Origin of the sequence: Providencia huaxiensis (assembly GCF_002843235.3) — a bacterium.
Lineage (GTDB): Bacteria > Pseudomonadota > Gammaproteobacteria > Enterobacterales > Enterobacteriaceae > Providencia > Providencia huaxiensis.
Genome location: NZ_CP031123.2, coordinates 3,986,506 through 3,999,896 on the forward strand (window position 1 = coordinate 3,986,506; position 13,391 = coordinate 3,999,896).

Annotated in this window: 13 protein-coding genes; 12 read left to right on the forward strand and 1 reads right to left on the reverse strand. The window is 36.5% G+C overall.

The genetic code is table 11. The annotated features are described in order from the left end of the window. Positions 1–49: 49 nt before the first annotated feature. On the reverse strand, positions 50–1,258 hold the full coding sequence (locus CYG50_RS20230) for a PrgH/EprH family type III secretion apparatus protein (RefSeq protein ID WP_102138752.1): 1,209 nt from the start codon (positions 1,256–1,258) through the stop codon (positions 50–52). A 225-nt stretch (positions 1,259–1,483) separates the two neighbouring features. Between CYG50_RS20230 and CYG50_RS20235 the strand changes: the two genes are divergently transcribed. From CYG50_RS20235 to sctT, 12 genes are all read left to right on the forward strand, one after another. After that, positions 1,484–2,263, forward strand: a complete 780-nt coding sequence (locus CYG50_RS20235) for a helix-turn-helix domain-containing protein (protein ID WP_102138753.1) — start codon at positions 1,484–1,486, stop codon at positions 2,261–2,263. Beyond that, complete coding sequence (gene sctC, locus CYG50_RS20240) at positions 2,253–3,956, forward strand: type III secretion system outer membrane ring subunit SctC (RefSeq protein WP_102138754.1); 1,704 nt, start codon at positions 2,253–2,255, stop codon at positions 3,954–3,956. Before CYG50_RS20235 ends, sctC begins: the two co-directional genes overlap by 11 nt. Next, complete coding sequence (sctW, locus tag CYG50_RS20245; RefSeq protein ID WP_102138755.1) at positions 3,947–5,044, forward strand: type III secretion system gatekeeper subunit SctW; 1,098 nt, start codon at positions 3,947–3,949, stop codon at positions 5,042–5,044. The genes sctC and sctW overlap by 10 nt, the downstream gene beginning before the upstream one ends. 20 nt (positions 5,045–5,064) lie before the next feature. After that, positions 5,065–7,131 (forward strand): EscV/YscV/HrcV family type III secretion system export apparatus protein, encoded by a 2,067-nt coding sequence (locus CYG50_RS20250; protein ID WP_102138756.1) that lies wholly within the window; start codon positions 5,065–5,067, stop codon positions 7,129–7,131. A gap of 97 nt (positions 7,132–7,228) precedes the next feature. After that, positions 7,229–7,633, forward strand: coding sequence for an InvB/SpaK family type III secretion system chaperone (locus tag CYG50_RS20255; protein WP_102138757.1), 405 nt, complete (start codon positions 7,229–7,231; stop codon positions 7,631–7,633). Between the two features lie 6 nt (positions 7,634–7,639). Then, positions 7,640–8,932, forward strand: a complete 1,293-nt coding sequence (sctN, locus tag CYG50_RS20260; RefSeq protein ID WP_102138758.1) for a type III secretion system ATPase SctN — start codon at positions 7,640–7,642, stop codon at positions 8,930–8,932. Beyond that, positions 8,932–9,387 carry a SpaM family type III secretion system protein gene (locus CYG50_RS20265; RefSeq protein ID WP_102138759.1) on the forward strand — a complete coding sequence of 152 codons (456 nt, stop codon included), beginning with the start codon at positions 8,932–8,934 and terminating at the stop codon, positions 9,385–9,387. The genes sctN and CYG50_RS20265 overlap by 1 nt, the downstream gene beginning before the upstream one ends. After that, a complete protein-coding gene (locus tag CYG50_RS20270; protein WP_102138760.1) occupies positions 9,359–10,711 on the forward strand; it encodes a SpaN/EivJ family type III secretion system needle length determinant in 1,353 nt (450 codons plus the stop codon). The genes CYG50_RS20265 and CYG50_RS20270 overlap by 29 nt, the downstream gene beginning before the upstream one ends. A gap of 2 nt (positions 10,712–10,713) precedes the next feature. Then, the gene (locus CYG50_RS20275; protein WP_102138761.1) at positions 10,714–11,646 is read left to right on the forward strand and encodes a FliM/FliN family flagellar motor switch protein; all 933 of its coding nucleotides are present in this window, start codon (positions 10,714–10,716) and stop codon (positions 11,644–11,646) included. Positions 11,647–11,656: 10 nt separating this feature from the next. After that, positions 11,657–12,313, forward strand: a complete 657-nt coding sequence (locus CYG50_RS20280; protein WP_181490130.1) for an EscR/YscR/HrcR family type III secretion system export apparatus protein — start codon at positions 11,657–11,659, stop codon at positions 12,311–12,313. A 13-nt stretch (positions 12,314–12,326) separates the two neighbouring features. Then, positions 12,327–12,599 (forward strand): type III secretion system export apparatus subunit SctS, encoded by a 273-nt coding sequence (gene sctS, locus CYG50_RS20285; RefSeq protein WP_004262998.1) that lies wholly within the window; start codon positions 12,327–12,329, stop codon positions 12,597–12,599. Continuing rightward, positions 12,596–13,390 (forward strand): type III secretion system export apparatus subunit SctT, encoded by a 795-nt coding sequence (gene sctT, locus CYG50_RS20290; RefSeq protein ID WP_102138763.1) that lies wholly within the window; start codon positions 12,596–12,598, stop codon positions 13,388–13,390. Before sctS ends, sctT begins: the two co-directional genes overlap by 4 nt. The last annotated feature ends 1 nt before the right edge of the window (position 13,391 follow it).

Below are 13,391 nucleotides of genomic sequence, written 5' to 3' on the forward strand. Positions count from 1 at the left end.
TTTGTTTCCTCTTTATCTGTAAAGTTATACTAATTAATATTTTGTTAAGTTAAAAACTGATTGAATTTAAAAACCAATGATTGTTTCCTAGTAAAATATAACCATTGGCATTGGTGACAAATGATTTTCCCACAAGAGTATTATTTGCAAGGGAAATGGAGAATTGGATATGGTTTTCTCCCCATTGTTTATAAAATGAATTCGTAAAGTTAATCAGCGAGGCAGTTTGGTTGTCATCTAAACTGTCTTTTATTATAAAGATAACTTTATTATCTTTAGTAATTTTACGCCATTGAACATTACTTTCTGTTAATCCCAACTCTGCTTTTTGTAATAATTCACCAAAAATAACCTGTTTTATTTCACTTTTAATGTAGCAGTGGAAGTAGCTAGATAATAGTTTGTCTATTTTCTCCTCTGTATCAGTTGATATATTATTAGCTATAGTGGTTATTTTAGGGTTGCAGGGATTGCTAAGATCTATTTTTAATGTGTCTGGAAATACTTCAATGATTTTGTTTTCAATTTCTTTTTCGAGTTTATTTATTATTTTAATTGAGAATTTTTCATTGTATTTAGCTTTGACTAGGCGTTGCATACTCCAATCAGCATCTCTTTGTGTTTTGACTACAATGAGGCTTTCGTTATTTACACTTTGAGTTACAGTAATAGGATAATGGCTACCTTGAAGTATGTATTCTAATGCTTTTACATTTTTCTCAGCACTTTGGGTAGGAATATATTGGAAAGTAACGTAAGCAATAAATATTGAAAATAAAGTAAAGAAAAAGACCAACATCGTTTGTTTATTAAAAAAACTTTGTTTTTCCTTGGTCGATTTTTTTATTTTAGATTCGATGATAGGTAATGGATCTTTCACTTCCGAGATTAATACGTCTTCAAGCGTTTGGGGGCTTTGCCAATCGGTATCTTGCATTTTTATTGCAATAGGAAATATATCAGCCAAAAGTAATTGCTGAAGAATGATAGGGATTTCAGTACTTAACCCATTATCATTTAGCCGAATTGCCATACCACTTTCAGTATGTTGATTCGCTGTAATAATTGAAAATTCACAAGCAATACCATCGCTAGGGATTTGGTAAGTTGTAAATCCATCATCATTGATGTCAGTTTTGTATTCTAAGCCGTCACCAATGATAATAAGATTGTTATCTGTATTAACCATTAATTCTTGGCCAGTCATAGGGCCACTAGCAATCTTTATTATGCATGTTTGGCTATTTGTATCACTCATAAAAATAATCTCATGGAATTAATTTCATTCTAGTTATGGATTTATTGGGTCGTTATTGGCCGCAAGTAAAACAAGAAATATTTATTTTGTCAGTTGAATTGTTCTTATTCATTCACACCTTTAATTTGAAATGAAAAGTATGAAGGATTCCAGAGTATTCCCTTGAGGAATTCTTATTTATCGCTCATTCTGTGTACACAAAATTACGTTAATAAGGCCTATATAATGTCAAACAAAGATATTGCTACATTATTAGAAAGTAGAGGCTGTTGCTTTTCTTTGCAGGATAAATTGGTCTTGGCTATACCCAATAAGAATGCAACGCCTTTTTTTTATAAATCTCTATATTCAAATTTAAATATTTCAATCGAAAATCAGTCTATATTTATCTGCCAAGAGAATGAGTGGGAGTCAATAGATAAATCACATTGGCATGTGTACAAAATGGATTTGTCAGAATTAGTTGAAATTTTAGCAATTATTGACACAGCGACAGGGCAAGCATTTCTCTCTAAAAAAGAGAAACTAAAAACGGATGAAAGTTGCCAAAACGAATTTATTGTATTACCTGAAGATTTTTCATTAAATATCTCGATTAAAAATATAGTTATTGATTTGATTATTAGAAATCATCCTGTATTTGATAATTGGTGTGAAATATTAAGACGATATGAAGCCTATGGCATGATGCGATTTCTTCTTACTTCTGCTCAAGATGACAAGAATGCCAATATTAATCAGTTATGTGTGCGTTATGGTATATCAGCCTCTTATTTTAGGCAGCTTTATCGAGAAAACTTTAATAAAACGGCAAAGCGAAAAATTATGAGTGTTCGTATGGCTAATGCAATTCTACAGCTAATAGAAAGTGATGACTCAATATTAGATGTAGGGCTGGAAGCTGGTTATTGCTCAGCATCTCATTTTACTAATGATATTAAAAAAGAGTTAGGTCTAACTCCATCAGAAATTAGGCACATTGGAGCAACATTATATGAGCAGTAAAAAAAATCGAGTGTTAGGGTTAACACTCTTTTTACTGAGTATGAATTACTATTCGGCACAAGCAGAAGTTATTGTGGCTGAGCCAGTCACGCAGTCAAGAAATCACGATACATTTGTCGCAAATAACATTGCGGTAGGTAAGGTGTTTGATGCAGTCGCTGAGCGTTTAAATAAACCGATTATTCTTAGTAAATTAGCTTCTCAAAAAAAAGTAACGGGTAATTTTAATTTGGCTAATGCAGATGAAATGTTTAAAGCGTTAGCTCGGAGAATTGCGCTAGTGTGGTATGACGATGGTGCTAGTATCTATGTCTACGATAATAGCGAAATGCGTAGCGCGATTATTCCAACGAATAATGTCAGCAGCAATCAGCTGCTTAATTATATTCAACGAAACGGCATTTATGACTCACGTTTTCCTGTACGTTCACAAGAAGGAGAAAGGTTATTATTTGTTTCTGGACCACCTCTGTATATTGAATTAATTAAAGCGGCTTCTTTATACCTTGCGGAACAAATTAGGAAAGAGGAATTGTCTAGTGGTGAAGTTGCGGTTATTCCACTAAAGCACGCCTCCGTAACTGATAGAAGTTATTCATTACGTGGACAAAATATTACGATCCCCGGCTTGCTGAATGTGATTAATAACTTATTTAAAAATGGGGCCGAAATTGATGAAACGTTAACTATCCAGCCTCCATCGGTAGCTATTAACTCAACAGGCGATTCAATTGATGAATTGATGGACGCGCCAATTGGTGACTCACTACCTTCTGCGAATAAGTCCCAGTTGGTAACGAAAAGGTCCACTAATAGTGCATTTTCTCTGGTGGCACATCCTGACAGTAATAGTTTGATTGTTAAAGGAAGCCAAGAACAAATTCGTTATGTTCGACAGCTGGTGAATACATTGGATATGCGTCGCCGCCAAGTGGAGCTGTCATTATGGATTATTGATATTACGCGATCTGAATTAGATAATTTAGGTGTGAATTGGGAAGTTGGCACATTTAATACGGGAACGGGGTCAGTATCATTTAATCGCAGTACATTATCGAACAGCCAGCAATTCCTATTACAGATTGATGCATTAAATAAGACAGGTAACGGACACATTGTTTCTCGTCCAGTGCTATTAACCCAAGAAAATATTCCCGCTTTATTTGATAACAACACCAGTTTTTACGCCAAATTACAAGGTGAACGCATTGCGACTCTTGAACAAGTCACTTATGGCACCATGGTGAGTGTGATGCCACGTATTTCTGCGGGTAATAACGTTGAAATGGAAGTCAATATTGAAGATGGCGCAGAAAATCGCGACAGCATGGGTAAAACATCCAGCGTAGAAGGGTTACCTGCCGTTAACCGAACTAGCATTAACACAGTTGCGCGTATTGCGAAAGACAGTAGTTTGCTTATTGGCGGTTATACACGTGAACAATATGTTGAAAATGAAAGCAAAATTCCTTTTTTAAGCGATCTTCCTTATGTGGGAGGATTATTTAGCCATTCATCAACTAATCAGCAGAAGATGGTTCGTTTATTTCTAATCCAACCGCGTTTATTGGATGAAAATGAAGGATGGGATGGGCGACAATTTTCCGAAAAGACGCGGATCAGCAACCATGATAGTCAGCTGCACGGTACTGTTCAATTCCTTCAACAATACATGAGTGAGTCATGGCAATAACCCCACTGAGTTTTAATAACCGTTTTTCAGTTAACACTCAAAACAAAAGTCGTACACCAGTGAGTAGTAGTGATGACTCTGATGAAGTAGCTCGTGGCGCGGGTGTTATTGATAGCTCTAGTGAATATGCATCAATGTCGATGTTGGCTGCAAGCCATGTGCGTCGAGGAAGTTCTAAAAAGGGCAGTGAAGAAGAGTGGATGCAATTTTCTGAACGCATCTTAGATAAAGATGCGGATGACAAAGTATTGCATATAGAAGGGTTACTTAATAAACAGTTAATGACCCCAAAACAGTTACGAGCATTTTTACTACAATTTTTTACTGACCCGAGTGACCTGTTAATGCTTCTTGCCGCATTAATCAATCGGAAAAAATTAAAAAAAGAACAAATTGATAACCTTGAAGCTTTAGTGGAATTACTACAGGCAGAAGACACTAAACGGAGTGCTCAAGCTGGTATTAATATTGCGTTAATCGCAAAAGCATTTGCTAAGAAATTTAAGTTAAGTTCTGGTGATTTACGTACGGTATATCGTGAATTTATCAGTTATGACGGGCCGGTTGTTTATTTATATGAACAATGGGTAGAAGAAATGGATATCCAAGAGCGTGAAAATATAATGCGTTACCTTGGTCGTGCCCTTGCTTGTGATTTACAAACGTTACCTTTGGGTGATTTAAATATTAGTGCATTTAGTGTTTTTTTTAATCGCATAGGCCGATTACGAGAACTGCAATCATTAGATTATGTGTTCTGCCAGCAATTCTTTCAATCCGGCTTTTTTCGGCTCAATGAAAACTCAAATAAATCAAAACTTGCAAAAGAGCTGAGTCAATTATTTACCCATGGTATTCGTAGCCAAGTTGGTTTTGAAACAGCAGTCATAACTTTTATTTCTGAGGAGCTAAAAGTCATGACTTCAGATATGCGCGGCAGATTTTTACAACTCTTATTGCTGGCTTTTACAGTTATTCCTACGACTGTATTTAGGTCAATGGAAGCAAGAGAGCAATGTATCGAACAATTAAAAATACTCATGGACCAAATTATGGTACAAGAGCAAATACTACACCGACAGCCATAGTGCGACAGGAAAATTACTCCATGAAAAATATAACCGGATTTTTATTACAAGTCCGTAATCGTCCAGAGCTAATGGTATTAATCATCATGGTTATGGTTATTGCGATGTTGATTATTCCATTACCCACAATATTGGTCGATTTATTGATCGGCTTAAATATTATGATCTCAGTACTGATTTTTATGAGTTCTTTTTATATCACTCGGATCCTAAATTTTCAGTCGTTTCCATCTATTTTACTTATTAGTACGCTATTTCGACTTGCTTTATCAATTAGTACTAGCCGCTTAATTTTATTAGAAGCCGATGCTGGGGATATTATCGCAACGTTTGGTGAATTTGTTATTCAAGATAATTTAGTCGTTGGTATGGTGGTATTTGCGATTGTCACCATTGTACAGTTCATTGTTATTACTAAAGGGTCTGAACGTATTGCTGAAGTCGCTGCACGCTTTTCCCTTGATGCAATGCCTGGAAAGCAAATGAGTATTGATGCCGACCTACGGGCGGGTATGATTGATGAGGCGGGAGTTAAAGAGAAGCGAGGCGATCTCGAAAAAGAGAGCCAGCTATTTGGTTCTTTCGATGGTGCGATGAAATTCATTAAAGGGGATGCGATCGCGGGTATTATCATCATTTTTGTTAATTTAATTGGTGGGATATCTGTTGGTACAGCTCAGCAGGGAATGGATGTTTCAACTGCTCTGAATACTTTTTCGTTGTTAACGATTGGTGATGGTTTAGTCGCACAAATACCTGCACTACTTATTTCTATCAGTGCGGGTTTTATTGTCACTCGAGTGGGGGGTAATGATAAGAACTTAGGTGAAAATATTGTTTCGGAGCTATTTGCGAATGACTTTACGATTTTAATTACAGCACTTATTGTACTTTCCATGGGGTTTTTACCGGGTTTCCCAACCATTATATTTTTACTGTTATCAGGGCTTCTTATTGGGTTATTTGCTTTCAGATATTTTAAAAAGCAAAAAGATAAGCAAAAAATAGTTAAGGGTGAAGCTGAAATCATTAATCCAGATGTGACGGAAGGTGAAACTCAAAGAGAAAATAGTGATATTGAAGATGAATATATTCCAGAAACATTACCAATTATTATTTCGGTTAATCAAAAATATAAACAACATTTAGAGCAAAATAAATTTCTATCCAGAATGAAAAAAGATATTTTTATTCGTTATGGATATAGGATACCGGATATTGCTGTTAATTACTCACCAATAATCCCTGAAAATAAAATAGTGATACTAATTAATGAAATCAAAGCAGGAGAATATGATATCTATTTTCATGGATATCGTTTATTGACTATCAATGATGAACCTGAATATCTTGGTATGACATTGACAAAGTTTACGGATGAATATGGCTCAGTGAGCACGTGGTTTGAACAAAAAGACCTCACGAATATTGAACAGCTCGGTTTAATGGCTCGTGATGACGTAACAGAGGCTATTGATTGTGTCAGTACCTTGCTGTTGAGATTTATTAATGAATTTTTTGGTATTCAAGAAACGAAAAATTTACTTGATGACCTTGAGAGAAAATACCCTGAATTACTAAAAGAGTGTTATCGCCATGCTACGGTACAAAAAGTCACCGAAGTTTTTCAACGCTTATTAATGGAAAAAATATCAGTTCGTAATATGAAATTGATTATTGAAACCTTAGTGCAGTGGGTACCAAAAGAAAAAGATAGTTTGATGTCAGTCGAACATGTAAGAAGTTCAATGGCGCGTTATATTTCATCTCGTTTTTCTGTAGATGGGCGATTGAATGTCCTCATGATTAACTCACAGCTAGAAGACACGATACGTCAAGGGATCAGGCAGGCTTCAGGTGGCATGTATTTACATCTTGAGCCTGAAAAAACCAATGAGTTGATACAAGCTGCGGAACTCGCTTTAGAAAACAGTTACCTATCAGTCAGAGATGTAAATATTTTAGTGCCTGTTGACATTCGTCGTTTTGTCAAAAAAATCTTAGAAGGTCGTTTTCCTGAGTTAGAAGTACTTTCTTTTAATGAAGTTTCTGAGATGGTCAAGGTCAATGTGGTTAAAACCATATAATCAAAAAATTGACGTTATTAACAAATAAAGCAACTGAATTCAATATAACTAAAAATATTGAATAATTAAAATATATTAAAAATATAAGGATCACCCAATGAAATATAGATTTATAGAAATGCTTAATGAATTTTTAAACACTATGGGACGTAGTGACCTAGTTAACTCTCAGTTAGATTGTCATTCTAACATTCAGTTTGAAATGAATGGTTTTGCTGAAATTAATATTGACCTATCTACAGACGATATTATTATTTGGTGTAGTTTAGGAAACTGTAACTATAGCCATTTAGATGCAACTAGCTCCTTCTTATTAAAATCATTATTAGAATACCCACCAAATAATTTTTATCCAGGCCAACCTGCATTGAATATTGTGAATGATGCTTATGTTCTTTCTGCGGTTTTAAAAGAATCAGCCTTAAATAATATACAATTATTTGCAGATAGTTTTGAAGAATTCTTTGAGCGTGCAAATGAGCTTAGTGCTCAGCTATCGTAATCCATTATGAAGTTATTCGATTTCTGCGCGCATCCTGCGCGCATTCATGGATGCCTAATTGAAGCGCCTTTACAGGGTGTTTTTATCGGTGAAATTTGTTTTATTGAGCGTTCTCTTACGCAGCCCGATATTATTGCGAGAGCGCAGGTTGTTGGTTTTAAAGAGGGGCTCACAGTACTGAGTTTAATCGGTCGCGCACAAGGTTTAACGCGAGAAGTGGTTATTCGTCCGAGCGGTTACCCATTCGTATTTGAAGTGGGTGAACATTTAGCGGGTAAAATTTTTAATGCGGCAGGAGAGCAGGTTGGTGCGTTGTGTGAAGACATTTCTGAGCCAATGTTGCTGAATACAAAATTACTACGCATTGATAGTCCGCCTGTGAGCGTGACACAGAGACGACCTGTTTCTGAGCCGATGGTCACAGGGGTACGTGCGATTGATAGCCTACTGACATGTGGCTTAGGCCAGCGTATTGGTATTTTTGCCGCCGCAGGTAGCGGTAAAACCTCATTAATGAACATGATCATCAACCATGCTCATGCAGATATCCATGTCGTTGCTTTAATTGGTGAGCGAGGTAGGGAAGTTATTGAATTTATTGAAGAGTTAAAGGAGTCACCCCATGCAGGACAGACAATTTTAATTTATGCAACTTCAGACAGCCCACCGATTGAGCGATGTAATGCCGCGTTGCTTGCGACTACGATTGCTGAATATTTTCGTGATAGCGGCCGTAATGTATTGTTATACGTCGATTCAATGACTCGATATGCGCGAGCGTTGCGTGACGTGGCTTTGGCTACCGGAGAACTACCCGCTAGGCGTGGTTATCCTGCGTCTGTTTTTGAACAGCTTCCTATGTTATTGGAGCGACCAGGGCAACTAAAGCATGGCTCGATTACTGCTTTTTATACGGTGTTATTAGAAAGCGAAGAAGAAGCTGACCCGATAGGTGATGAAATTCGCTCAATTCTGGATGGTCATATTTATTTGAGCCACAAATTGGCAGGACGTGGGCATTATCCTGCGATTGATATCTTACACAGTATTAGCCGCGTATTCCAAAAGGTGACGACTCCAGAGCATCGCCGGTGTGCAATTGATTTGCGTGACATGATCTCAAGGCTTGAACAAATTCAGCTTTATCTTGAGCTAGGGGAATATCAACGTGGTGAAAGCCATGAAAATGACCGAGCTTTAGATAAAAAAGAGCAAATTGAAGGCTTCTTAAAACAAGCCATGGATGAGCCGATGAATTTCGACAACATGTTAAGTATTCTCAATGAATTGGCATCTTAATGATCTCTAATTTATTGGTTTTAACTGAGCGACGTTTTGACCGGACATTACAAGAACAATCGCAATTAAATTCAATAATAAAGCAACAGCAACAACAATGTATGGATATTCGCCAGCGTATTTCAGTTTTGGCGATACAGGCCGCATCTTATGAAAAATCAGAAGAATTAAGTCGAGCCGCTTTTTGGGAAAGGCAGCGATTGAAGGCGGTGGTTTTAGCGGAAATTGCCCAATTTGAATTTCAAATAGAAACCCTATCAGTCGAAATATCAAAAAATAAAATATTGCAGTCTGAAATTGCTAAACGTGTTTTTATTTTACGTAATAAGTGCGAGAAATTCCGAAATTATCTCAAGCAACAACGTATAGCAAGAAGGTTAAAATCAGAGCTTCAGCAACAAAATGAAATTGAGGAATTATTCGTACATGTCAGTAACAAAAGCGAGCTCATATGAAAATACACATCGTGTGGTGGCCGAAGAAAATGGCATATCATCAACATATAGCACCACTGAATTTAGCCATAACAATATAGCTAAAAGAATGGCAAAAGCAGCGAACGACAAAAATATGTTGGTGCTCTTCGAACATAAGAAGAAGAAGAATCAGCAAAAGGATGCATCTCCGTTCTTAACTGTAGCCCCTCCTTCTATGCAACAAACATCGCAATTAAGTAATTTAGCTAAGGGGATTATTACATATAAAGAGAGCACATATATTGATGAAGGCATCCAGACAGCAGGTCAAAATAAAGAATTCAACACTAAAGGAGTTGAGTCACTAATCAGTCACTATGTATTTACGGAGGATAATAGTGAAAATATTAGTCACATTACTAGCACACCTGCCGTTGATCTTATCGATATATTAAATAAATCAGACATTGATAATAACCTGTCGGCGACGTCGACTATTCCAGTTGAACAAAATATTGTCGATGAAGATGAGACTCCGTTATTTAACACTATGATGGTTGCCTTTCCATTACAGGACATTCAGCAGCGAGAAAAGGGGAAGGCTAACGACCATTCAGGTCAATACGGAAAAAGTAAATTTCAATTAAGTGATGAGATCCAGCTCAATATGGAAAATTCGTTGGCGGAGTTAGCATCTAAGAGTGCTTTAGAGCCAACATCAAAAGAGTTAAAACCGCAGATTAAAACCGGGCAAGAGCATATTAAACATGCAATTGAACCTGCTAGCCATCCTCATATTGACGAACAGCCTTTTACAGAAAATAAGCTAGTTATACAGCCAGTTGCATCATCGGAAACCTCTTCTTCATATGATAAAAAACGGGTTTCATTACCTGAAAACGCGACAAATAACTTCTCTGACACAACGCAAGATACGATGGTTTCTCCACAAACTACATCTGTAGAAGAGATGGAGTCGCCTACCAATTTTATGACAACGGTTTTTAATGGGGCGATGTCCTCGTCTGAGCCAGTACAAGCTACACAGCCGAAGCAAGAGGTGCACCGAATACCAGAGCTGATAGAAAATAATCCACTTTTAGGCGAAAGCAAACAGCTGAAAGCGGTATCTCGTAGTCTCACTTACACCTTTAACCAGTGGCAAAGTAGCCCATCAGTGACATTTGAATTAGCATCTAAAGGGGAGTTCGTTGCCTCGACAGCGAGTCAAGAAGTTCAATTGGCATTGAATGAAAATAAGCATTTATTGAACCATGAAACTAGTGTGCATATTCAACGTGAAGATGAGCGCCAGCAGCATCGAAACCGACAGCAGCATGACCAACCGCAAGAAGAAGATTAATTATGTTGAAGATTCGACGGATCAGCTCTCAAGAAAAACAACTTAAAATTTGGCAGCAATGTTACCCAGTTAATGTACAAATAAAACAAGCTAACCGCAGTATTCGTTATTTCCAACTATCGCTAGTAAGTGAAACACAAAAAATAAATGCATTAGTTGCTGTTGAAAGTTGGTGTCAATATCGTTGGCCTAAATTGGTTCATTATGCATGGAATTCATTATCAACAAATCAGTTATGTGAACTGTTTGCTTCTGAATATATTGGAATGACATTTTTCTCCCAGTATTTCCGTTGTGAATCTGTCGAGATAGTTGATGATATACGCATCAACTATCAGCCTTGGTTAATTGCGAAAGAAGCGAATCTTGGAGAAGTATTATTAGCAGAGCCAATTGACGGGCTCGAAAAAAAGCAGCGAACCAATCAGATATTTGGTCATTTAAAACTGCAAGCTGATTGGATATTAGGATATAGCTATATCAGCGCCAAACTTTTACAAACCATAGAATTACGTGATGTGTTGAGTATCCAACAATTACAGTTAAATATGTCTGTTACAGGGCAGGTACTAGCACAATTTCAAAAGCAAGAAGAAGGACTATTTATGATTGAAGAATTGATGGCACCAGAAGATGAAGAAGAGTTAGTATTTTCTGAAGAAGATGAAGTGCAAGAAATTGTGCGCCCCTTTAATGTAAAAGAAATGAATATCAAATTAACCTTTGTTTTAGGCCATAGTGATATTACTGTCGATGAGCTTTCAAAAATGGAGCCTGGTTATATTTATTCTATTGGTGAGAATAAAGAGCGTGAAGTTAAAGTCTATGCTAATAAACAACTGATTGCGGAAGGCGAGCTTATTTATATTGGCAATAGTGATGAGTTAGGTTTAGAAATCACGCATATTGTAAGCTTGGGAGATAAAAGAGTTTAATATGCCAACAATACCAGATGGAATTCCATTATTAGCGATTATCGCATTCTCTACATTACTACCATTTATTATTGCTGCGGGAACCTGTTATTTAAAAATATCTATTGTATTAATTATGGTTCGTAATGCAATGGGGGTCCAACAAGTTCCTTCTACCATGGTTTTAAATGGCATTGCATTGCTGCTTTCTATTTTCGTCATGATGCCAGTATTACAGGATGTGAATAATCATATGCGACAAGAGCATGTTGATTTTAGTAATGCCGAGTCAATCGATAATTTTGTTGATAATGGATTGGGGGGATACAAAGCTTATTTGAAAAAATATTCAGATCCGCAGTTAGTAACATTTTTTGAATCAATACAACAAGGTCGAAGTGAAGAGGATGTGACTGCTGATGAAGGCGAAGCTACACTGTTTTCTTTATTACCTGCTTATGCATTAAGTGAGATTAAATCAGCCTTTGAAATTGGTTTTTATATTTATTTACCTTTTGTGGTGGTTGATTTAGTTATTTCCAGTATTCTATTGGCACTTGGTATGATGATGATGAGTCCAGTGACAATTTCTATTCCAGTTAAATTAATTTTATTTGTTGCAATTGATGGTTGGTCACTAATTTCTAAAGGGTTAGTGATGCAGTACATTGAATTAGCGCAGCACTAAAGCGAATAATATTATGGATCAAATTGTTTATTTAAGTAATAAAACGATGTTATTAATCGTTATATTATCTGCAATACCCGTAATAGTGGCGACTGCGGTGGGGTTATTGGTAGGGTTGCTGCAAACCGTCACGCAACTTCAAGAGCAAACCTTACCTTTTGGTATAAAATTATTAGCTGTTTTTGGTTCGCTATTTATGATCTCAGGTTGGTTATCCGATAAGGTAATGAATTTTGCATTAGAAACCTTAAGTGCAGCGATCCCCGCTATTGGGCTATTCGGATGAACCAAGAAATACTATCGCTGATGTCCTCACTCTATTTTGTCTTTCAAGAGGGGTTGATAAAAATAGCGTTAGCTTGGTTAAGAATTGCACCGGTGATGTTTTTATTGCCTTTCTTAAGTAATAAACTACTCAATGGTGGAATTATTAAAAACTGCGTAGTGGCTTATATTGCGTTAGGTTTATGGCCCTTTTTTTCTTCTTATGAAATACAATGGGATGAAATTAACTTCGTTGATGTATTTATTTATGAAATTTCGATTGGACTCGTATTAGCGTTGATATTAGCTTTGCCTTTTATGATAGCCAATGTGATTGGCGAGTTAATCGATACACAGCGGGGTGAAACTATTAGTAGTATTGTTGATCCGGCAAGTGGTTCAGAAGCATCAGAGCTGGCGGTCTTATTGAGTCATATCACTTGTATGGTATTTTTAGCTCAGGGAGGAATGTATCAACTCGCTAATATATTCGCACAAAGCTATCAGTTATTACCCTTTGCTCATGGATTTACTTCATTTAATAGCCTCCCTTTAGGGGAGTGGTTAAATAAGATGGTAGTTAATGGCGTTGTTTTGACTGCACCAATATTAGTGACATTATTTATTACAGAGGTTGCTCTAGGGTTATATTCGCGTTTTTGCCCTCAATTAAATGCGTTTTCGTTATCTTTGGCAATAAAATCAATCATCGCATTTTGTGTGTTTTTACTTTATTTTCATAATGAAGTCCCTGACATATTAGTGAACATGATTTCAATTTCACCGCTACGAGATGTATTTATTTCCTCTTAAT